This window comes from Faecalimicrobium dakarense, from assembly GCF_000499525.1.
Taxonomy (GTDB): Bacteria; Bacillota; Clostridia; order Peptostreptococcales; family Peptostreptococcaceae; genus Faecalimicrobium; species Faecalimicrobium dakarense.
Genome location: NZ_HG529369.1, coordinates 38353 through 62004 on the forward strand (window position 1 = coordinate 38353; position 23652 = coordinate 62004).

Below are 23652 nucleotides of genomic sequence, written 5' to 3' on the forward strand. Positions count from 1 at the left end.
CCCCCTAATCTCCATTATTTCCTTTTACTTGCTATTATTTCTCTTTTAGCATTTCTTATAGATTGAAGTAATTGCCTTCTTGCTGGGCATATAAATGAGCATGATCCACACTCTATACAATCTAGAGCCCTATATTCTGAAGCTTTCTCAAAATCATTTTTAAGTGAGTATGCGCTTATATAAAGTGGTTGTAAAAATGCTGGACATACATCTACACATCTTCCACATCTTAAACAATTTTGTTGTTTTGGTGTTTTTGACTCTTCTTCATCTAAACATAATATTCCTGATGCTCCTTTATTTACAGGAATATCCATTGTATATTGAGCTATTCCCATCATAGGCCCACCCATTATGAATTTACCTACTTTTTTATCTTCTTTTAATCCTCCACATTGTTCTACTATCTCTGATACTAAAGTTCCAACCTTGACTATTAAGTTTTTAGGTTCATTTACACAACTTCCTGTCACTGTTGTAATTCTATCTATTAATGGTAATCCGGTTTGTATCGTTCTTGCAACTTGAGCAGCTGTTGCAACGTTGTTAACTACTGCACCTGCATCCATTGGTAATCCGCCTGATGGAACTTCTCTTCCTGTACAAGCATAAATAAGTTGTTTTTCTGCTCCTTGAGGGTACTTCACTTTAAGCCCTACAACCTCAATATCTTCATACTTTTGAGCTGCTTTTTGTAATGCCTCTAATGCATCCGGCTTATTATTTTCTACTGCTACGTATCCCTTTTTAACGTTTAAAGCTTTCATTAATACTTTAAGCCCAAACAAAACATCTTCTGGATTCTCTAACATAAGCCTATGGTCTGCTGTTAAGTATGGCTCACATTCTGCTCCATTTAATATTACTACATCAATTTTTTTATCTGGTGGTGGTGATATTTTTACATGAGTAGGGAATGTTGCTCCACCCATACCAACAATTCCTGCCTCTTTTACAATATTTACTATATCCTCTTTTGTGAGCTCTTCTAATTTTCCTTTAGGTTTTATACTTTCGTGTATCTCTTCCTTAAAATCGTTTTCCACAATTATGCATATACCATGTCCTCCAGGAAGTTCACGCTCTTTTATTGCTATGACTTTTCCAGATACAGATGAATGTACATTACAAGAAACAAATCCTTGTTGTTCACCTATTTTTTGGCCTATCTTTACTTGATCTCCCACATTTACAATAGCTTTAGCAGGAGCACCTATATGTTGTTGCAGCGGTATATATACCGTTTTAGGATTGTCTGCCTTTTGAAGTGGTTTTTGATTTGAATAATCCTTTCTTTCTGGAGGGTGTGTTCCTCCTTTAAAAGTTAATACTTTCATTTTTTGCCCCCTTATTATAGATAAAATAAATTTATTCTACTTTATATAAGTATACTATACAAGTTGGTAAAACTTAACTATTGTTAAAAATTTATCCTTCTTTTATTTAATTATTTAAATAAAAAAGGTTGTTAAAAAACAACCTTTTCTAAGCTTTATTTATAGAATTTATAAATGAAAAATATCCTTGCATAGATGATAAGTATAAACTTTCACTTATATAATAATTTTGTTCATTTGCAGCCTTTGACGCCATAGTGATTTTTTCTTCCATATCATTTAAATACTTAACTAAATTTTGTTTAAAAACATCCATATTTGAATAATCTATTTTATCAGCTTCCTTTTTAACATTGTCTATTATTTTTTTTCTATTTGTTAATATATTATTGTATTGTGATAAATCCACTTTATCTTTATTTGATTCCCAGAATTTAGATTCTTCTTGGAAACTAGAAATTAAATTATTTAATTGTTTTGATATATCTTCTACATATGAGTATTTTTCAGTGTATTCTAATGATAGCAGAGGAACTTTCATTTGAGATAAAAATGCATCTGGGAATACTTTTTTAACTTCATCCATATGATTTCTTGCACTTTCTTTATCAAAGAATGCATATGTTTGTACTTTTTTTAACCCATCTATTTCTACTACTGAAAATGGTATTTTATTTTGAGTTAATTGTTCTTCTATTTTAGGCATATCACTGTCATTTTCTACCGAAGCAACCTGAACAGTATTTACATTCCATCCCTCTATAATTGCTAATTTAATATCTTCACTTAATTCTGATTGACTTTGTTTTTCCACTTTTTCATTTTCTACTTCTTTACTTTTTTCTTTTTGAATATCCTCTAATTCTTTAGATATATCATCAGAACTAGTAATCTTTGGCTTTTCAAGTTTGAAATTATCTAGATTAAATGATGGTATTTTATCAGTTAATGATGATACCTTACTACTTAACTTTGTAAATACCTTCATATCTTTAACTTTTATAAATGCGTATCCACCTATTAAACATATACTCATACCAATTGCTGCTATTTTAATAACTTTTGTCTTGCGTCTTTTATTAAATCCTCTGTATATTGTTCTTCTTTTATTCATTAGTTTGTCCCCCCTAAAAATATTCTTAATAATATATATTTTTAAGAATCAAAATTTATGAATAAATATAAAAAAAACTACATTAAAATATAATATTTTAATGTAGTTTCATAATTTATCTAGTTAAAATCTTCTTACACCCTTAAGTACTTTTGACCAATATGATGACCCTAGGTTATCAATTTTAACTTTCTCTGGTTTACTTGGAGTTCCACTGCAATGTATAAACTGATTATTACCAACATATATACCTACATGGTTAACTTCACCATTACCATCAGTATCAAAAGATACTAAGTCTCCTGGAGCATAATTTTCTCTAGAAACAGCCGTTCCGTATCTGGCTTGATCTCTAGACACTCTTGGTATACTTTTTCCTCCTGATTGCTTATATACATATTGAGTAAATCCTGAACAGTCAAAACTATCTGGTCCTTCTGCTCCCCACTTATATGGCTTGCCCATTAATTCATATGCAAGATTTACAACTGCATTTTTATCTATAGAAGACGGCGGTTGTGGTGTATTGTTGTTGTTGTTATTGTTATTTGATGATTCAGTAGTTTCTTCTATATAGTCTCCACTTCCCCATCCTATAGTTCCATTTTGTGATTTTATCTTATACCACCCATTACTAGATTTCTCTAATAAATCAACTATATCTCCATTATTAGCACTTCCTATTACTGAATAAGTAGTGCCTGCTCCACTTCTTATATTTAATTTTGGATTAGCTTTTATTTTTCCTCTTTTACCTTGAATAGGTGTAGAAGTCGATGGTTTTTGTGTATTTTCATTTGAATCATTAGATGATTGATTAGTCTCTACTATATAGCTAGTACTTCCCCATCCTACTATTCCATTTGACATTTTTATTTTAAACCATCCATTACTAGATCTTTCTAATATCTCCACTATCTCTCCATTATTAGCTTTTCCTACTATTGAATAGTTAGTACCTGATCCACTTCTTATATTTAGTCTTGGACTTGCAACAATTTTTCCTTTTTTCCCTTGAACTGATGTATCAGTAGATCCACTATTAGAGGCCTTAGATATGTACTGTCCACTTGCCCACCCTATTTTACCATTAGATAGCTTAACTTTATACCATCCATTACTCGATTCTAATATTTCTATATTTTGACCTTTATAAGCTTTATCAATTATCGAATTACTTGTACTTGGTCCACTTCTTATATTTAATGCACTTGTAGTTATAGTTCCCGTTTCCATTGCGCTTGCTTCTATAGCATTTATAGAAATGGCCACAGCGCTTATCCCTAAAGTTGCAACTAACTTTTTAACCATACTCAAGCTCCCCCTTTATATTATACTCTATACTTTTATTACATTATTATCCATTTTTATTAGTATAATTTAATAATAACTCATTTTGTATAATATTGTAAAGGTATGCGACAACATTAAGTATGGTTTATCTAAATCCTATTTTTTAATAGTTTTTAGGTAATATTTCTATCCAGTAATTGTCTGGATCTGCTATAAAATAAATCCCCATTTCTGTATTTTCATAGCATATACAATCTAACTCTTTATGTAATTTAAGAGCTCCTTCAAAATCATCTACTTCTAAAGCTAAATGGAACTCGTTATCTCCTAAGTTATATGGTCTATCCCAATCTCTAAGCCAAGTTAATTCTAATGTATGTGGAGTTATTCCATCTCCTAAGTATACTAATATAAAGCTTCCATCTTCTGCTTCCTTACGCTTAACCTCTTTTAAATTTAAAGCCTTTTTATAAAACTCCAAACTTTTATCTAAATCTCTAACATTAAAATTATTATGACAAAAATTAAATTTCATTTTTAAATCCTCCTAAAAATATAAATAATTATTAATATTGCTTTATATTATTTTATACTTAGATTCTTATTTTTGCAATTATTGGATAGTGGTCTGACATATTTTTTATTAATACTTCATAGTCTAATACCTCAATATCAGGTGATACAAATATATAATCTATCCTATCTAGCCCAGTTGCAAAGGTTAATACATTAGCTTTATCTAATTCTTTTGCGACATCTTTTAAAATACTCTCATCAATATTCATACTACCATCATTGAAATCTCCAACAACAATATAAGGCTCATCTCCTATTTTTTTTATAAATTCTACTAGTTCCTTAACCTGTATTTCTCTCTCCTCTTTACTTAACCCTAGATGAACATTTATAATATTTAATTTTCGTCTATCTATGTTTACAACCGTGTGTAAAATTCCTCTTTGTTCTCTACCACTGCTTAGATATATATGATCTTCACTTTTTATAGGATATTTCGAGTATGTAACAAGTCCATAATTTAAACCAAAGTCAACTACATTAGCTCCAAAATGGGAATACATTTTTAGCTCGTCTTTAAAGCTACTAACTTGAAACCCAGCCTTTGCAGATTCATTAACTTCTTGAAGACATATTATATCTGCATTAGAAATTCTTAAAAAATCAATTATATCAAAGAGCGTTGGGAACATATCCTTATTCAAACCACTATGTATATTATAAGTAACTACTTTAAGTTCTTTTTTAGCTGGGAAAAAACTTTTATCTATGTTATAAGCTGTGATGATTAAAGATACTACTAACATTAATATAAATCCATTTTTTAAACGTATACGTCATCATCTCCTCATATGATCTCTTTTATATTATATGCCAAAACAAAAATTAAAGACGCCAATTTGGCGCCTTAAAATCTTATTTTATTTACTTTTAGAAAGTTTCTCTTTCATAATATAATTTATTACTTTTTTCCTTATCTCTTCTGCTCCATCATCTTCTTTTACATTAATATTTAATAGCTTAGCTATAGATCTCATGTCATTTCTAGTTTTAGATTTATAGCTTTCTATTAAATCAATTTTCATCTTTTCTGGTTCTAAAATATATTCTTCATCTCCTCTTTTATATGAAACATATCTTTTGCTATATGAATTTCTATTTGAATATATGTGATTTGATACTTTTCGTAGTATCTGATTATATGAGCTTTTCATGTTTACGTTTATTCCTAAATGTTTTGCAAACTTAACTAATTCATTTTTAGACTTAAATAATTCTTCTCCTTTTATAGACCTTGCTACTGAAGAAATATTTTCTTGATTTGCACCATTTTTCAATACCTTTGAATATACTCTGTTTACCCCTATACCTTGATTAAACTTTTTAATATTTTCATTTATTATCTTATCAACGTTTCCATCAAAGTATTTTTGAACTCCTTTTTGAGATACATAGCTATCAAGTTCTTTTTGGGCCATATCAAGTATTAATTTTCTTAAATTATCTTTATATCCTCTTTCATCCATGATACTCCCCCCTTAGTTATTTATATTATATTCAAACTTTTTTAAAAATGTGAGTTCCATTCTTGGCCAATTTTCATAATATAGTCTTATACAACTAAATTATATTAATTTTATATATTTTAGTGTATATATTCATTGAGTGTGGACATACTATTAATGTAAAATCAAACATACTCAATCTCCCCCATTTAGACTTCTATTTATTTCCCCCAATAGAAGTCTTTTTTTAATAAAAAAAGAACTAGCAATTGCTAGTTCTTTTTTGTTAATTATTCTATTCCTTTTAACTCATATCCTACTTCTTCTATTACTTCTTTTAATGCGCTTTTAGATACATTCTCATTCATATCCACTATAGCACATTTATCTTCTAAACTAACTTCTATTACTTTAACACCTTCTATATCTTCTGTAAGTGCTGTTTTTAAATGATTTACACAATGTCCACAAGTCATACCATCTACTAATAGTTTCTTTTTCATAACTATACCTCCTTATATACCCTATAAGGGTATTATATCATAAGTTATTTTATTTTTTAATACATTTTTTATTATTTATCTTATTTTTAAATATATTCTATTTTAAATCTATAAAATAAAAAGTAGGACATTAATGTCCTACTTTTTATTATTTTTTATTTTCTGTATTTAAATTTGTTATTCCTTCATATACATCAAAATCATTAGGTGAAATTTTTCCTTCTAAACGTCTGTTTGTAACTATATAATCATCTCTAATAACTAAACTCATAAATAATACATTATCATTTACATATTTTTGTAAAGATTTATATATATCACTTATTTGAGATTGTGATGTTGCGTTTATTAAAGATGTTATATAACCAGTTAATTTTTCATCACTATATCCTATGTTTTCTATTATATTTCTAGCATCTGGTATGCTTGATAATTCCCATCCTACTAATGCTAAATCATATTTTTTTGAGCTAATAGCTTCATCTAATTCTTTATCTACTAATTCAACTACTGTAGATTTTATTCCTATAGCTTTTAAATTTTCACTTATTAAATATGCTGATTTAACTCTTTCGCTGTTATTTTTATTAACTACTATTTTTAGATTTAATTGAGAAATCATCTTTTTAATTTCGGCTTTGTTATCTTCTTTTTTATCTTTATCATTGTCTGTAGTTTTATTATTTTTATTTTCTTTTGACGCATTTTTATCTTTACTATCTTCATTTTTATTTGATAGTTTATCATCTGATATAAGGTTTACTTTTGCAAGATAACTTTTAGCCTTTTCTTTATCATATTCCAATTGTTTAATATCATCATTATAGTACTTAGATTTAGAATTTAATGGAAAATTAACTAATTTTGCATTTCCCATATATCCTTCTTCTAGTATTTTTTCTTTATTTATAGCATGTGAAATTGCTTTTCTAAAATTAACATCTTTTAAGAATTTATTGTCATAATTAAATATTACAGATTCATAATCTCTTCCTTCATATTTAGTTATATTAAATTCTTTTTCATAAAATTTACTTAAATCACTTAGTGAAACACTAGTTATATCACTATCTAAAGCCATTACCATAGAAACTTGAGCTTCTGCATCTGGAACTATTCCTATTTTTATATCTTTAGAATTAGAAGGTAATTTACCATAGTAATCTTTATTCACACTTAAAATCATACCATCCCTAGTTCCATATTTCTCTATCTTATAAGGTCCATTTCCTATTAAATTATTCTTTTCTTCATCAGCCTTGCCTTTACTTAATTCATCTTTAGATACTATTGGAAAAATTAATGTATCTATTGAGAATGCATATTTATTTTTAAATTTAATAGTAAGCTCCTTATTATTTATCGTAGATACAGATGAAATATTATCTGTCAAAATTTTATATGGACTCTCCGGACTTTTTTGAATTAACTCTATACTATATTTAACATCTTGTGATGTTACACTATTTCCATTATGCCATTTGGCATCTTTTAATTTAATATCTATACTCATACCATCTTGAGATATTCCATACTCTTCTACCAATTGAGGTACTACATTGTAGTTTTCATCAATTGTAAATAATCCGTCATAAATCAAATTCATTATATATCCTACTGACTTATCTTTATTTATTATAGGATTTATAGTTTCAGGCTTTACCATTGTAAGATTTATGTACTCTGAATTTATAGCACTTTTTTTAGTGTCTGTATCTGTCTTATTCTCAGTTTTAGCACCACACCCAACGACTGTAAGAGCTGATGCTAAAATTATAGCTAGAATTTTTCTCTTCTTCATTAGTTTTTACCTTCCTTGCTATATATCTTATTGTACTTTTCATAGTTATTGCTTACTTTTTCAACATAATTTGAAGTTTCCTTAAATGGTATACTATGAAGCTGTTGTCCATCTTTGCTATATTCATTATTACGTAACCATTTTTTAACATTTCCTGATCCACCATTATATGCAGCTATAACTAAATCTAATTCTCCGAACTCTTTATACAATTTATTTATATACCAACATCCTACTCTTATATTAACTTCTGGATCAAAAATATCTATTTCTCCTAATTCTAATTCTTCTTTTGCCCAATCCCTTGTTATATCACTTATTTGCATTAAACCCTTTGCACCCTTACGAGATACTGCATCTTGCTTAAATTTACTTTCTGCTTTTATAACGCTATAAACTAAATGTTCATCTAAGCTAAATTCTTTAGCATATTTTTCTACATACTCAGAATACTTCTTGGGGTATATTAATTTATTTATTGTGTCTTTCTCAACAAGTAAGGCTCCAAATAGGATTATGAAAATAGATAATATTATTAATATCCTCTTCTTAATCACACCATTTCTCCTTCATGTATTTTATAAAATTATATACTTTTTCTTTAAGCTCTATAATACTCCCCGAATTATCTATTATAAAGTCTCCATATTTAATTTTTTCTTCTTGCTTCATTTGAGATTTTATTCTACTTAAAGCTTCCTCTTTGCTACAATTATCTCTTTTTTGTATTCTTTGTATCTGAATTTCTTCATCACATGTAACTACTACTAGTTTATCTACTATATCTAAATATCCGCCTTCTACTAATAAAGCTGCATCTATCACTATTATATCTTTGTTATTATTTTTGGCTTCATTTATTTTATCTATTATTTTTTCTTTTATTTTAGGATGAGTTAAACTATTTAGTAAAATAAGTTTTTTATCATTATTAAAAACTATATTTCCTAATGCTTTTCTATTTAAAGTTTGGTCACTATTTATTATATTTTCACCAAAAGCATCAAATACTTTTTGTAAAAGATCTTTATCTTCAAATATATGCCTCGCTATAATATCTGCATCAACTACATCTATATTATTTTCTATTAATATATTGGAAAGGCTGCTTTTACCACAGCCAATATTTCCTGTAAGTCCTAATACCAACACAATATCACCTACTTTGTTTCATACCAAGATTTACCTACATTTAAGTCTACATCTAAGTTAACATCCATGCTAACTGCATTTTCCATCTCTTCTTTTACAATTGTTCTTACTATGTCAACTTCGTCTTCTACAGTTTCAACTATAAGCTCATCGTGTACTTGTAATATAAGCTTAGATTTTAAATTTTTCTCTTCTAGCTTTTTATATACATTTACCATTGCTATTTTTATTATATCAGCTGCACTTCCTTGAATAGGAGCATTCATAGCTGCTCTTTTTCCAGCATTTCTTACCATAAAGTTGCTAGATTTTATTTCTGGTATATATCTTCTTCTATTTAATATAGTTGTTACATATCCATCTTCTGAAGCTTTTTCTATAGTATTATCCATAAACTCTTTTATCTTAGAATATTTATTAAAGTATCCTTCTATATATTCCTTAGCTTGCTTAAGAGGTATATGAAGTTCTTCAGATAAACCAAAATCACTCTTACCATAAACTATACCAAAGTTTACTGCTTTAGCTGCACTTCTTAACTCACTAGTGACATCTTTAGCATCTATGTTAAATACTTGTGTTGCCGTTTTAGTATGTATATCTTCATTATGTTTAAATGCATCTATCATAGTTTCATCTTGACTCATATGAGCTAGTACTCTAAGTTCTACTTGAGAATAATCGGCATCAACTAAATCACATCCATTGTCAGCTATAAATACTTTTCTTATATTTCTTCCCATTTCAAGCTTTACAGGTATATTTTGAAGATTCGGTTCTGTAGAAGAAATTCTACCTGTCGTAGTTATAGTTTGGTTAAATGATGAGTGTATTCTACCACTAATAGGATTTATTATAGCTAAAAGACCTTCTACGTAAGTAGAGTTTAATTTTACTATTTGTCTATACTCAGTAATTTTATCAATTATAGGACTTTTATCTCTTAATTTATCTAATACCTCTGCATTAGTTGAGTATCCTGTTTTAGTTTTTTTGATTACAGGTAATTCTAATTTCTCAAATAATATTACACCTAACTGCTTTGGAGAATTTATATTAAACTTTTCTCCTGCTATTTCATATATCTCTTCTTCTAATATTTTTATTATTTCCTTAAACTCGCTACCTAGTTCATTTAACTTTTCTCTATCTACCTTTACACCTTCATATTCCATATATCCTAATACTTCTACTAAAGGCATTTCTACATGATAAAATAGTCCATCCATATCCATATCATTTAAGCTTTTTTCCATTACAGGCATAGTTTTAGCTACTGTATCTATTATTTGACCAATATACTCACTTAGTTCACTAAATTCTAAATCTTGATACTTCTTAGCTTTTACGCCTTTTCCTAATAGCTCTTCACTTGATTTAACTTTTCTAGTTAAATACTTCATAGCTATAGCACTACATTCATATGATGTTGATGACGTTGAATCTATAAGATATTCCGCTATTGTTATATCAAAGTTCATATTTTCTAGTTTTATTCCATATGATCTTAAAGCTATATAATCATCTTTTAGATTATATCCAAATTTGTTAATTTCGTTACTTGAAAATACATCTTTGAATTTATTTATTTCATCTTCATTTATATAATATATATTTTTACCATCAATACTCATAAAGACATACATTATATTTTTTCTAATATGTTACCTTCTCTTTTTACAGTTTTTAATATAACTTTCTTATTTTCATTAATCTGTTTTATAAATTCATCTATATTTTCTAACTTATCTATATTAAGTTTAACTTCCTCTTCTTCTTTTTGTTGTCCTCCATCTAAATCAACTAATCTAGATATTAAACTTGTAAACCCAAGGTTTCTAAATGCTTCTATAACAGCATCTTTGTCAAACTCTCCATACTCTAAATCTTCTAATTTAAATTCTACTGGAACATCTCTTATAATTGTAGCAAGTCTTTTACTCATTATAGCTAAGTCTTTATTTTCTTCTATTTTCTTTTTAACACTTCCTTTAAGACTTTCTACATTTTCAATTATTCCTTCTATATTAGAAAATTCCTTTATAAGTTTTATACCTGTCTTTTCACCTATACCTGGAACCCCTGGTATATTATCAGATTTATCTCCCATAAGTCCTTTTAAATCTATAAATTGAGTAGGCGTCATTTCATACGTTTTCATTACAGATTCAAAATCGTACTCTTCTACTTCTCCTACACCTTTTTTAGTTATTAATGTAGTTGTTTTATCTGATGCAAGTTGTATAGCATCTTTATCTCCCGTTACTATGTATACTTTATAGTCGTTGTCCTCTGCCAACTTAGAAACAGTTCCTATTATGTCATCTGCCTCATAACCATCTATTTCTAATCTGTTTATATTAAATTTATCTAATAGCTCTTTTAATGGTTCAAATTGTACTCTTAACTCATCTGGCATTTTCTTTCTACCAGCTTTGTATTCATCAAATTCTAAATGCCTAAAAGTCGGTGCTTTTCTATCAAATGCTACACTTATGTGTGTTGGTTTATATGTATCTATTATTTTAAATAGCATAGTTGTAAATCCATATATAGCATTTGTTTTTAACCCTTCTTTATTGTTCATTTCTGGTAGAGCATAAAATGCTCTGTTTATTATTGAGTTTCCATCTATTATAATTAATCTTTTGTCCAAGTTTATCACTCCCATATTTTTTCTTATTATTTTATTATATATAAAATATGTTATTATTTAATATTACCATATTATTGAGAGTATATTAAGGATTATTATGTTGCAAACGATTTATTTAATTGTTATAATTTATATATGATTATTAAATCGCCGGATTGGTGGAATGGCAGACGCGACGGACTCAAAATCCGTTGGTTTAAATACCGTATGGGTTCAAGTCCCATATCCGGCACCAATACAGTATTTGCAAGGGTTTTAACGTAATTGTTAAAATCCTTTTTTATTTCTCAAAAATACTCAGTCCGTTGTTATAATTTTTAATACTACTAAAACAAGAAAGTGAGTGTTTTAAATGTCTAAGCCAATGCTAAAATTAAACAGACCTACTAAAACCAATCCGTTGTACAATTTGTCCGACTCTCTAGTGTCCGACTTCACATTCGATAACTTCTTTGATGTATTCAATAACTTTATTGAACTAAAAACATTGGAGGGACTGTCTCCTAGAAGTCTAAAGGACTATAAAATACACATGAAATATTTCAGAGATTATATGGAAGAGCAACAACGGACTTACTCAATCCGTAGTGTTGAAATTGACACTTTTAGAAGCTACCTTTATTATATGTCACAAGAGAAAAAGTATAAACCCTGTACTATAAATATTAGGCTTAGGACTATGAGAGCTTATCTCAAGTGGTTATACAAAGAAGGATATCTTTCTGAAGATTTATCTACTAGAATTAAGCTAGTTAAAGAGCCTATAGATACAATAATGCCATTAGACAACAGTTCTGTAAGAAAGCTACTTAAGCAACCTGATACTAGTACTTATGTCGGTTTGAGAGACTTAACTATAATGGTTGTTATGCTCGATTGTGGTATTCGTGTTGGTGAATTGGTTAATCTTAAAGCTTCTGATATAGACTTGAAAGGTAAGGTTATTAATATTAGAAGTGAAATTGCCAAGTCAAGAACCTTTAGACAAGTACCTTTGTCCTATAAAAGTGTAAAGCTGGTAAAAGAGATAATCTCTATAGTAGGCAACTCTAACACAGAATATCTATTCTCTAGTGCATATTGCAATAAGCTAAATACCAATCAAGTAATTCACAACTTTAGAAAATATGGACAAGAAGCTAATATAAATCAAAGGTGTACACCCCATGTATTACGTCATACTTTTGCTGTATCTTTCCTTAAGAGTGGCGGAGACGTGTTTACTTTGCAAAGAATACTTGGACACAGTACTTTAGAAATGACTAGAAGATATATTCAGCTTACAAGTAACGACTTAATTAGGAAACACAAAGAAGTATCCCATTTAGATAAGCTCTTTAGGTAGTAGCAAATAAAAACATACAGTTTAAAAACGTATTATAATATATACTATTTATTATACGTTTTTGAATTGTATGTTTTGTATTATTAATTATTTACTTATTATACTTTAAGTTTACATATCTAATTCCACCTTGTACATATTTGTACATTTAAGGCTTTCAGGTAAACGCATTGCACCTTTATATATTAAAGAAGCTGTTATCTTATCACTATATTTTACATATTCTTCGCTTGAATGAAGTTCAATCTTCTTAATTTTATAGTGCTTCATACCATTTGTATCAGCTTTTTTAGCTGTTGTGTGCCTTCTTTTACTACTTGTTTTTATTGATTTAATCATATTATCATTAAGCTCATTCAAACCTATATTGTTACCTATTTGCTGTAACTCGTTGTACTCTTTCTCAATATCATTGCGATTCCAAGTTATTTCATAAGCTTTATAGTAAAAGTTAATATTTACTTTTGCTTCTTTTAGCTTTGTCTTTACTAATTTGCTATATATTCCCCAAGCTCTATTTGAAAATATATCTTTATCTGTAGAGAAACCTAGTTCATATTTAGCTTCTTTCTCACAAGCAAGTATTACTTGTTTTTCTTCCTTAGTTGCTTTTCTATATTCAGTATGCCTATAGTGCAATATTCGACCATTCTCAACTATTGGAGTATTTAATTCATTATATTGTATATCAATTCTTTCAACCGCAACAGCTGTTACTATATCAAACATTAAAAGCGACTCTTTTCTAAGAGCCTTTAAGTTCCTCTCTGTAGTCTCTCTTATTTTTTTATTATTTTCTCCATAAAAATCCGATATATACTCTTTTGGCACTTCTATTACTTTTGACAACTTATCAATATTTTGTTTCCCTAACTTATAGTTTTTGTTAACTAAATTCATAGCTTCATACAGTGACCCTTTTGAAATCAGTATATTCTCAGAGTTGTCATTATGTAGCATACTTATCATAAGTTTCCTAAAATCTACTTTATACTTCACATTATTTCCACCACGATTCTCTGATTTAACCTTAGTTACTTCATATATTTCATTAATAATGTACTTTCTACCTCGCTTTGTGTAACTAAAATACCTTTCAAATTCTCTGTAGTGCGCCTTTCTACCATTTGTATTATTACTTGGCTTTGGCTCTATGCCCAATAGATTACATAGCTCAGTGTAATCTTTCACTGTCATTCCGACCTTTAAACTTGCTGTATTCATTTGTGCTTACTCTCCTGTTCTTATGATTGGAGCAACACACACTATATAGTAATTGTTGACACTCTTTAAAAAAAGTTATAAACTATAGTAGTTGATATAGAGGTATAAAACCTATTTATTTAACTAACAATAGTAAATATCGTACACATAGAAAGAACGACCAATTCTCTCTACACTACGACCAATAGTGTGTGTTGCGAATTATATAAATGTTTTTATGCTAGACTTGAGTGCGACCAACACTTGAGTCTTTTTCATTTTCAGAGAGTTTATCAAAACTATATTGAAAAACCTCTGCACCCAATTTTACCATATCCTTAAAAGCTATATTGATTATCTTAGTATCCTTATCATAATCATTTTTATTAATAGATAAATCTATACCATTTTCCAGTAACTCACTGGTGGTATACCCCCTATCATCTAACAGCTCCAAAACTCTCTTTCTTAATTCTTGGAACTTATTAACTATGTAGAGCTTCTTACTCCAAGGATTAACACATATAAGGCTGTCCGACCTTAAATGATATATATACCCTTCATTATTATTGCTATTACTCGGAACATAAGCTTCTTCACTGTCCTTTTGATAGTGTTTATAGTCTAATCCTACCTTATCTACTCCGTTCCAACTGTGACTAGCCTTAATATCTGCATAAATAGGTTCTTTGTGCTTATCTAATATCACTACGTCTCCATAAAGATATTGTATCGTTGGATTATCTAATCTATCATAGCTACATTTAAGCTCGCTAAGTGCCTTCTTTACTATCTGTTCCATTAACTCCCCCTTCTCTTTTGGTGTTAGTACACTATAATAACCTAGTCTAGTTATTGAGTGCTCATTTACTATTAATACTTTTTCTTTTACTTTCATTAGTTTAACCTTTTAGTGTATTTCTCCCTCATTAAACACTTATAGAAAACCGCTTTTCTATTAATTTTCTTAGTACGGATTAAAAAAACTAACACCCTAATTATACCATATTGAACGTCCAAAGTCAAGTTATACCAACAGTTACAAGCATTCTAACACCCTATATTTTACCGTGTGAAATAGTAAAAAAAATATTTTTTAGAAGTGCTTTCTAACCTTCTTGCGTGCGTGTAGTAACTAACTCCAAACTAGAAAATATATACCCCCTCACTCGATGAAAGTCCCCCCACTCCTTTGCTCTATGTAGTTCTATGTGTAACTAAATATGATACCGTAAAACTCTTATAACTAAGGACTAGAAGCTGATTTCGCAGCCAAAACTAGTCAACCGCTCGGAGACAAATATTTTCTATGTGGATATATTAACTACAATACATTCTACAAGCTCTCACAATAGCTCTCATAACTTCCTATCTACACTCTGTAAGCATTACAATACCTCACTTGTGAGTCTAAATCAACCAGCTCAACTGTAGCCATTCTGAGCTTCCATTTTTCCACTTCCGGTAAATTTGCACATAGAGTTCGCTCGAAGTTCTTACAGTGGCTTCTATGAGGTCACAGATACCTTTATGAGTAAATTTCCCTCTCGTTGTAAAATCAGAGTTTTAATAATTAATTTCGTCATCTCATATAACCTTAAAATAAAAACACTCATAATTAAAAATGAGTGCTTAACTTATCTAATTCTTTTGATATTTCTGTTGGTTAGAAGTTGTTTTGTCTAAAACAGAAATATTTAAACTCGGATTATTTTGTATATGGCTTAAAAATATTGTACCAAGATTAAGTCTCACTGCCCTATCTAACCTTTTCCATTCATATCCTTTAAATAGTTCCTTAACTAGAAATACCTCACCAGAGTTAAGGTTAGACAATTCATTTATAGCTTGTTGTAAAAGTGGATTCATTTTAAAACCTCCTATAATTATTATTAATATACTTGTTAACAACATTGTTAACATTATTATATACAACGTTGTTAACAAGTGTCAATGTATATTTACATAAAAAGCATTAAAAAAGGACTCTTATCAAGTCCCTCTAGTTCTTATTTAATTCCTCTCCTAATTCCTTCTTATACTTATAGTATGAGTTCCTAGCTATTCCTATTAGCTTCATTACTTCTATATCCTTTAGTGTCCCTTGGAAGTCCTTACTATACTTTTGTATCTGCTCCTTAGCTAGAACACTCTTTTTAGTAGTCAACTTAGTTCCCTTCTCTAGTCCTATTTGCTTACCATTAAGTCTTGCTGTCTCAATGCCTTCTCTAGTACGTTGTTGTAAGTCCTTCACTTCCTTCTCACTTTGATTAAAAGCTAACTTAATCTGTTGCTCTGCTAGTGTTAATAGATACTTGTTTATACCTTCCAGTATGAAGTCTAAGTCTGTACCAGTTAGCTCTATACCCTGTGTCATAGCTTGCTTATACGTTGTTGTATTAATATGTGGTTCTTTTATAAACTCTAACTCTATACCTTTATCAAACAACTCTTTATATAGCTTAAAACCTTCTTCTGAGTCTCTTGACATTCTACTAACACTATCGAAAACTATCGTGTCACCTGCTTTTACTTTACCACCCTTCAATATGACCTTATTTTTATCCTTAGTCCATTCACCTACTAACTTCTCAAACTCTTTTCTACCGTCAACTTTTGTTCCAGTAAATACTTCCTCAACTATGACTGCTCCTGCATATAAGTCCTTTATGTTTCTTACTTGTCTTTCTATATTTTGAGTGCTTGTTGATATTCTACAGTATCCATATATTTTCCCCATTTTAGTACCACCTTTTCAATATTAAAGTATCAAATCTATCGACCATTTGTTTTTATACTTGAATATTATACTATGATTATATCTAAGTCAATGACTTTTAATACTATTTTCTAAAGCATTTCTTTTGATACTTAATTATCAATAAAAAAACTAGAGTATTAACTCTAGTTTATAATCTATTATTCTTCTAATGATTCATAAAAGGTTTTTAACTCTTCTTCAGCTTCTTCATTCGTTGTTGTGCTATAATGTTCTTCGTAGTCACAATTAATTTTTGTATTTTCACAAATAAGGGTACCTACTATATCTCCTTCTTCATTATAGTTATGGTCTAATACTAACGGTTCTCCACACTTTGGACACTCTTTCATTTTAAGCTCTCCTTAACAAAATGATTTTATCTTCATTATAACCTATAGCTAAAAATAATCTATTCTTCATTTATTCTTTCACGTCTATTATATTCATTTATTAAATCTTCTAATTCTATTTGAGATAAATTTTTTATTGTTTTTTCTGCATACTCTTCTAACTCTTCTATTTCTACTTCTGTAAGTTCCTCTAACTTATAATTATTTATCATTCCCCCACCTCTTTCCATGTAATATTTAAATTATATCATGTAGTTATAAGTATTACAATAGCTGGTCTTTATCGATTTTGATATACATTTCCATGATAAAAAATCAGCTTTTATTAGGTACTCATAAGGGCTCTATTATCATATTATTCTATTTCTCTTATATAGATAGTATCTTTATCGTCTATATTTTCTATGTATTCACGTTTAGAATTTTCAATTGCTTCTATATCCATTTTTAACAATCGCTCTACTGTAGTAAGATTTCCTGTTTTTTCTCTTTTTTTATAGTCTATGTATTTACATATTTTTTTATAGCTGACTTTATAATGCCTTGTATCTTTATGCATAAATGTCTAATTGCTCTCCCTATCAATTTAGAACATGAAAATATTAAGTTTACTATTATAGCAGATATAATAGCCACCAAAATAGACATTCCTAATGTAATATCTGTTGTATTAAGTAGCTCCAAGCACTTCTCAATCATAACCCTTACGCCCTTCTAATATATTCATTTTTATTACTTTATTATAGTATAACTTGTCCTCTAGCTCTTTCAGCTCCTAGAGTACCTTAAGGTGTTCACTTACCCACCCTGTTTGTACTAGACACCATGTAGCTACAAATAAAGGTGATTTGTTCAACCTTACATTTTAGATTCACATTGAAATAATTACCTTACAAAATGGGAACGTTTTTATAAGTTACTTATCTCCTCATACTTTTGTAATGCTTTCTCAAGCTCTTCTTTCGCCTTATCCTGTCCATTGCTATCTTCATTTTTAACATAATTAATTTCATAATCTAAACTACCGCTATAATATTTTTTCAAATCTACTAATAGAAAGTAATTGTCTTTAGAGTTATTACCTTCTTTCTCCTCAATATCCATTACTCCAATATGAATGTCCTGTATAGATTTTTCAATATTCATTAGCTTGTCTCTATACTCATTCATTGCTATAAATATATCTTCTTTGCTTTCATTCTTTTCAATTAATCCTGCATAATCCTCCTGAGCTTCTTTCATTTGATTAGCAAGATACTTTATAGTCGCATTATACTCCTCACCTGTAGATTCTCTACTATCTATTATTTGGCTGACTTCTTCTTCAGTTAATACAATCTCTTTCTTATTTGTAGTACTGTCACCACTGCCACACCCAACAACTCCTATTGCTAATAATACTATTGTTCCTATTAATACCTTTTTCACTTCTCCAATACCCCCTATAGTATTTACTTGTACTTTTTAACTAGCTCCTTTAGTGCTTGCTCACTATCTGTTGCACCTTGTACTCTTTATGTTCATTACAGAACTCTATAAACTCCTTATATACGTCTCCATATATTTTGAAGCTCCTAGTGACTATCTCATTCGCATTGGATTCAATCCTAAGTTGTTCCTTCTCAACGACATTCTTCTGTAAGTCGTACCAGTTTATACATTTCCTCGAACTTGCTGTACATTGACTTGATACTTTGTAACTCTTCTATAAACTTTTTATACTCCTCACCTGATACAACTACATTATGGTTACTTTTGTATTCGGTGTCAGTAGCAAATACTATCGAGTTACTATCGTCACCACCATCGTTTACTGGTACTACCTTTGTAAACCTTACGTAGTTTCTAAGCTTCGTATCGTACTTATAACCATTGGCTTTAATTTATCTATTTGTCAACTTAATTCCACCATTAATATACTCGCATACGCCACACCATGCCAGTATATTGTTTACAGCCGAGCTATATCTAAATGCCTTCTTATCTAATCCCGTTTCATACTCATGGGATAAGCACCCATTTACAGTATTCAATATTTCTCCCAGTGGTCTTTTAGCATAATCATTGCCTGATAGCACCTCATTATTTTTACTACTCACAAGCAAATCTACAATTAATTCAAATTGACTAAATTTCAATAGTGGTCTTGCCCCTAAGTTAGATACAATAATTCCTTCATGTGTTATCTCTGCCGTAAAATGTGTATCTCCATTTCTATTTTTCTTTGTAATGGTATTTCCTGTATCTCATTATCTCCAAAGGATTCTATTAGTATTTCTTTTATACTTATCATTGTGATTACCCTTCCTTATCCTCCTACACCCTAATAATATATCTATTTCCCCTAGTAGTACCTTTCTCAGGTTAAATTCCCTCCTAATACATTTATACAAACATAGTATCATATATTAATTGCAGGTTTTTGTAGGATTTTGTAGGAATATTCTATTTTTTCTACTCTTTCTTTTATTTGCTCTGTATTTATGTACATACTAAATTATTTTTGTGCTATAATACAACTAGGTTAAAATTTATAACAATCCGTTGTTATTTTTGAGTATTAAAACGTTAAAACAATTGAAATTACTTAGATAGAGTCGGTTATAACTTTTACACGGACTCAAAATCCGTTGGTAGCAATACCGTATGGGTTCAAGTCCCATATCCGGCACCAATATAGCATTTGCAAGGGTTTCAATAAATATTATTGAAACTCTTTTATTTTATGTAAAAGTGGTATCCCGTTAATAAACATTATTGGTTTTATCAAAAATTACAAATTATTTAATATATAAAAAAGACTTAAGTTGCTTTTAGCTACTTAAGTCTTTTTATATATAATTAATTTATGCCTTAACTTCAGCAGTATTTGAAAATAAAAATACTACATACTTATAAGATACATAAGCTACAATTCCTATGGCTAATACCATCTGAAAATACATTAAATATTTTAATATCGGCATTACTATTCCTTGTTTTATAAAAAACATATTCGTTTGTTTAGTTGCTATTGCAGTTATAACAAGCGGGAATGTGAGTGCTGAGTAACTTGGATAAAACTTTATTTTTAATATTTTTGGCAAATATATCAACACTCCAATAAATATTAAAATTGATAGTGTACCTAAAAATCCTATCATTAAAATATCTTTTTCTTTAAAAGTTGATATATATCCCGCTAGACAAAGATTTGCCGGTGCTGTAAGTATTGCTATTGTTGGAATCACTGGTTCTGGTATATCTTTTACTTTAAATAATCTATAAAGTATTATTGGCAATAAAATTATATAACTTACTAAACCAAACCAAAATAAATACTCACCTATTTTATTTAAATTATAAATAGGCGCAGTTATACTTCCTGTTGCTATACCTACATAAACTACAAAATAACTAGGAAGTACTTTTTTAATATCAAATTTCATTACAAATTTATAAGTAAAATATAATATCAATATAATATGTAAAATCAACCCTATAATCCATATTGATAACGCTAGATGTGGAGATATTTTATTTGTATATGTTGAAAGTATCATAATCCCCATACTAAAAGTAGGGGCTACACTTGCTATAGCTGGATTTTTTAGCTTCTCTAAAACATCTTTAAAATCAATAAATATTTTTATAATCATAAATACTAATAATATAGTAGATAATACTCCAAAAATATTTCTATAAATCTCTCCATATGATAAAACTAAATTGCCCATAGCTGCTAATGCTAACATTAATCCAGCCATAGGTATAGGAACTTTTTTTAATATATTTGTCATATAATTCACCTAATTAGTTATCTAAATTAGATATGCCTAATTCTCTAACTATAACTTCAGCAGTTTTTCTAGCCATTTCACCTGTAAATGCTATACACTGTTCTTTATGTTCTCCTGAACCCATATCCATACCTTTAGTATGAACACTACAACATAGAACTCTATGATTTTTTCTAAAACTTTCTTGTACTTCATTTGCTAATTCTAAAGTTCTATTTACCTTAGGGTCTGCTCCTGTTTTTCTTCCAAAGAAATACCCTATACACATTATAGCACCTGAAACAGCTCCACATACACATTTTGATCTTCCTATACCGATTGGAAATCCTGATGCCATTGCTATCATTTCTTCTGGCATATCTAATTCAAAGTTACTTCTTATAGATGCTACTATAGCTTCTGAGCAGAAATAATCACCTTTTCTATATAATTCTTCTGCATCTTTTTGAATCTTGCTTACACTTACTTCTGTTACCATATCTTTAACCATATTAATTCCCCCTACATGCATTATATTCAGCTAAATTATATATTTTATATCTTATGTTGTAAACGCAAATAGAAATTATCAATATTTAAGGCATTATTTATAGTTTTTTTATATTATATATTTTTAAATTTTTACTATTGTATTGTACTTTTCATAAGTTCAATGCAATCTGTAAATATACCATCAACTCCATATTCCATTAGTTTCTTAGCTACTTCTATAGAATTAACAGTATAAACAAATACTTTTATGTTATTATGATGTGCATTTTGTACTAGTTCTTTTGTAGCTAACTCAACATCTATATTAATACTATATAGCTCTAAGTCTTTAATTTTATTATTTAAATCTTTGCTATTTGTTCCTTTATCTCCGTACAAGTTTGCATATTTAATATCATTTTGAATTGCTTTAAATCTTTTTATACATTCATGATTAAAGCTAGATATTAATATTTTATCTTTAATATTATATTTATTAATTATATCTAAAGTATCCTGTTCTAATTTATAATCAATTATATCCGTTTTTGCTTCTATATTTAAAAATATATCTTTATATTTAATTAAATTTATTACTTCTTCTAATGTAGGAATTTTACATAGATTGTTATCTCTAAATTTTATATTTTTGCAATTAAATTCTCTTAATTCTTCTAATGTATAATCTTTAATAAGCCCTTTTCCTTCTAATGTTCTTTCTATATCCTCATCATGTATTACAACTATTTTTCCATCTTTAGTTTTATGAATATCTAACTCAATTGCTTTTGCATTTTTTTCTAAAGACTTTTCAAAAGCTAGTATTGTATTTTCAGGATATTTAAAGCTGTATCCTCTATGTGCAAATATAATCATGTCTATCTCCCCCATATCTTATTTATGCTTTAAAGTTATTTTAACTATTTCAGGTCTACAATTTATTCTCATTAAAATTCTAGAACCTCCTAGTCCTTTGCTAAGTAGCATAGTAGATTCTTCTTTATTATATGTTCCAAAATCATATTTAGGAAAGAATTCCCTATTTGGTGATAATAATCCGCCCATATATGGAATTCTTATAATTCCTCCATGTACATGACCTGCTAATACTAAATCAGCTCCCCAAGAAGCATATTCTTCAAAGAAAAATGGTGTATGTGATAGTAGTATATTATATTCATTTTTATTTATTTTACCTAAAGTATTTTCTATAAATTTTTTATCTAAATTTGAGTTTTTATTTTTAGAATTACTAAAAAAATATTTATAATAATCTAAAGGTATAATTAATCCATATATATTTATATGACTATTATTTTTTTCTATTTTTACTACTTCATTTTCTAAGTTTATTATATTTCTACTGTATAATTCTTTAAAATAATTATTATACAAATCCTTATATCTTTTTATTAATGATTTTTGTTCATGATTACCAATTATATGATAAACTTTATACTTTTTAGTTAAATCATCTATTAAATTTAGCGCTATATTAAACTTTTTATTTTCTCCATCTACTAAGTTTCCTGTTATTACTACAATGTCAGGGCTTAATTTATCTATAGCATTTAATAGTTTTTTATTGTCCTTTCCAAAGCTCTTATTATGCAAATCACTAATTTGAACTATATTAAAATTGTCAAACTCCTTAGGTATTTTAGAATTTTCTATTATATATTCATTTTTTTCTATACTATCTACTTGATATCTATATAAGGAATATGCACTGGTAAAAATTGCTCCTCCAATTAAAACTTCATTTATCATATTAAGTACCTCACTTTAAAATACACTTACTTATTTTATATTATAAGCTACTATAGCAAATAATTTAATTTTATACTATAAAAAAAGGAGAGATTT

The 23652-nt window shown here is 28.5% G+C and carries 24 protein-coding genes, 1 tRNA gene and 1 pseudogene; 2 read left to right on the top strand and 24 right to left on the bottom strand.

What is annotated here, in order from left to right; translation table 11 throughout:
- Nucleotides 1-14: 14 nt before the first annotated feature.
- The 11 genes and pseudogenes from rsxC to polA all read right to left on the bottom strand — a co-directional run bounded on the left by rsxC (nucleotide 15) and on the right by polA (nucleotide 11877).
- Entirely contained in the window at nucleotides 15-1337 is a 1323-nt protein-coding gene (gene rsxC / locus BN899_RS12130) for an electron transport complex subunit RsxC (RefSeq protein WP_042275731.1), read from the bottom strand.
- A 148-nt stretch (nucleotides 1338-1485) separates the two neighbouring features.
- Nucleotides 1486-2451, bottom strand: a complete 966-nt coding sequence (locus BN899_RS12135; protein WP_042275733.1) for a hypothetical protein — start codon at nucleotides 2449-2451, stop codon at nucleotides 1486-1488.
- 123 nt (nucleotides 2452-2574) lie between these two features.
- Complete coding sequence (locus BN899_RS12140) at nucleotides 2575-3762, bottom strand: C40 family peptidase (RefSeq protein ID WP_042275735.1); 1188 nt, start codon at nucleotides 3760-3762, stop codon at nucleotides 2575-2577.
- A gap of 145 nt (nucleotides 3763-3907) precedes the next feature.
- Nucleotides 3908-4279, bottom strand: a complete 372-nt coding sequence (locus BN899_RS12145) for a VOC family protein (RefSeq protein WP_042275737.1) — start codon at nucleotides 4277-4279, stop codon at nucleotides 3908-3910.
- Nucleotides 4280-4337: 58 nt separating this feature from the next.
- On the bottom strand, nucleotides 4338-5066 hold the full coding sequence (locus BN899_RS12150) for an endonuclease/exonuclease/phosphatase family protein (RefSeq protein ID WP_081712257.1): 729 nt from the start codon (nucleotides 5064-5066) through the stop codon (nucleotides 4338-4340).
- Nucleotides 5067-5180: 114 nt separating this feature from the next.
- Nucleotides 5181-5786, bottom strand: coding sequence for a hypothetical protein (locus tag BN899_RS12155; protein ID WP_042275739.1), 606 nt, complete (start codon nucleotides 5784-5786; stop codon nucleotides 5181-5183).
- 269 nt (nucleotides 5787-6055) lie between these two features.
- A complete protein-coding gene (locus tag BN899_RS12160; protein WP_042275741.1) occupies nucleotides 6056-6268 on the bottom strand; it encodes a heavy-metal-associated domain-containing protein in 213 nt (70 codons plus the stop codon).
- Nucleotides 6269-6416: 148 nt separating this feature from the next.
- Nucleotides 6417-8069, bottom strand: a complete 1653-nt coding sequence (locus BN899_RS12165) for an ABC transporter substrate-binding protein (protein WP_042275743.1) — start codon at nucleotides 8067-8069, stop codon at nucleotides 6417-6419.
- Nucleotides 8069-8623 carry a lytic transglycosylase domain-containing protein gene (locus BN899_RS12170; RefSeq protein WP_042275765.1) on the bottom strand — a complete coding sequence of 185 codons (555 nt, stop codon included), beginning with the start codon at nucleotides 8621-8623 and terminating at the stop codon, nucleotides 8069-8071. The genes BN899_RS12165 and BN899_RS12170 overlap by 1 nt, the downstream gene beginning before the upstream one ends.
- Nucleotides 8619-9221, bottom strand: coding sequence for a dephospho-CoA kinase (gene coaE / locus BN899_RS12175; RefSeq protein WP_042275745.1), 603 nt, complete (start codon nucleotides 9219-9221; stop codon nucleotides 8619-8621). Before coaE ends, BN899_RS12170 begins: the two co-directional genes overlap by 5 nt.
- 8 nt (nucleotides 9222-9229) lie before the next feature.
- Nucleotides 9230-11877: pseudogene (polA, locus tag BN899_RS20845) on the bottom strand (DNA polymerase I).
- 149 nt (nucleotides 11878-12026) lie between these two features.
- Here polA and BN899_RS12185 point away from each other — a divergent pair.
- Together BN899_RS12185 and BN899_RS12190 are read left to right on the top strand one after the other, a co-directional pair.
- Nucleotides 12027-12112, top strand: a tRNA-Leu gene (locus BN899_RS12185).
- Between the two features lie 129 nt (nucleotides 12113-12241).
- Complete coding sequence (locus tag BN899_RS12190; RefSeq protein WP_242824169.1) at nucleotides 12242-13222, top strand: tyrosine-type recombinase/integrase; 981 nt, start codon at nucleotides 12242-12244, stop codon at nucleotides 13220-13222.
- Between the two features lie 111 nt (nucleotides 13223-13333).
- On the opposite strand, the gene BN899_RS12195 is transcribed toward BN899_RS12190, so the two are convergent.
- The 13 genes from BN899_RS12195 to BN899_RS12250 all read right to left on the bottom strand — a co-directional run bounded on the left by BN899_RS12195 (nucleotide 13334) and on the right by BN899_RS12250 (nucleotide 23556).
- Entirely contained in the window at nucleotides 13334-14446 is a 1113-nt protein-coding gene (locus BN899_RS12195; RefSeq protein WP_042275748.1) for a hypothetical protein, read from the bottom strand.
- Nucleotides 14447-14666: 220 nt separating this feature from the next.
- Complete coding sequence (locus BN899_RS12200) at nucleotides 14667-15227, bottom strand: hypothetical protein (protein ID WP_147568551.1); 561 nt, start codon at nucleotides 15225-15227, stop codon at nucleotides 14667-14669.
- Nucleotides 15228-16066: 839 nt separating this feature from the next.
- Nucleotides 16067-16294, bottom strand: coding sequence for a single-stranded DNA-binding protein (locus BN899_RS12205; protein WP_147568552.1), 228 nt, complete (start codon nucleotides 16292-16294; stop codon nucleotides 16067-16069).
- A gap of 133 nt (nucleotides 16295-16427) precedes the next feature.
- Nucleotides 16428-17165 carry a recombinase family protein gene (locus tag BN899_RS12210; RefSeq protein WP_042275750.1) on the bottom strand — a complete coding sequence of 246 codons (738 nt, stop codon included), beginning with the start codon at nucleotides 17163-17165 and terminating at the stop codon, nucleotides 16428-16430.
- A gap of 179 nt (nucleotides 17166-17344) precedes the next feature.
- Nucleotides 17345-17536, bottom strand: a complete 192-nt coding sequence (locus tag BN899_RS12215) for a hypothetical protein (RefSeq protein WP_042275751.1) — start codon at nucleotides 17534-17536, stop codon at nucleotides 17345-17347.
- A gap of 59 nt (nucleotides 17537-17595) precedes the next feature.
- A complete protein-coding gene (locus BN899_RS19095; protein ID WP_154658901.1) occupies nucleotides 17596-17748 on the bottom strand; it encodes a hypothetical protein in 153 nt (50 codons plus the stop codon).
- Between the two features lie 143 nt (nucleotides 17749-17891).
- Nucleotides 17892-18095 carry a hypothetical protein gene (locus BN899_RS12220; protein WP_042275752.1) on the bottom strand — a complete coding sequence of 68 codons (204 nt, stop codon included), beginning with the start codon at nucleotides 18093-18095 and terminating at the stop codon, nucleotides 17892-17894.
- 350 nt (nucleotides 18096-18445) lie between these two features.
- The gene (locus tag BN899_RS12225; RefSeq protein WP_042275753.1) at nucleotides 18446-18964 is read right to left on the bottom strand and encodes a hypothetical protein; all 519 of its coding nucleotides are present in this window, start codon (nucleotides 18962-18964) and stop codon (nucleotides 18446-18448) included.
- Between the two features lie 455 nt (nucleotides 18965-19419).
- Nucleotides 19420-19674, bottom strand: coding sequence for a hypothetical protein (locus tag BN899_RS12230; protein WP_042275754.1), 255 nt, complete (start codon nucleotides 19672-19674; stop codon nucleotides 19420-19422).
- 708 nt (nucleotides 19675-20382) lie between these two features.
- Complete coding sequence (locus BN899_RS12235) at nucleotides 20383-21315, bottom strand: TDT family transporter (RefSeq protein WP_042275755.1); 933 nt, start codon at nucleotides 21313-21315, stop codon at nucleotides 20383-20385.
- Nucleotides 21316-21328: 13 nt separating this feature from the next.
- Nucleotides 21329-21805, bottom strand: a complete 477-nt coding sequence (locus tag BN899_RS12240) for a C-GCAxxG-C-C family protein (RefSeq protein WP_042275756.1) — start codon at nucleotides 21803-21805, stop codon at nucleotides 21329-21331.
- 134 nt (nucleotides 21806-21939) lie between these two features.
- Entirely contained in the window at nucleotides 21940-22662 is a 723-nt protein-coding gene (locus tag BN899_RS12245) for a glycerophosphodiester phosphodiesterase family protein (protein ID WP_042275757.1), read from the bottom strand.
- An 18-nt stretch (nucleotides 22663-22680) separates the two neighbouring features.
- Nucleotides 22681-23556, bottom strand: a complete 876-nt coding sequence (locus BN899_RS12250) for a metallophosphoesterase (protein WP_042275758.1) — start codon at nucleotides 23554-23556, stop codon at nucleotides 22681-22683.
- Nucleotides 23557-23652 lie beyond the last annotated feature (96 nt).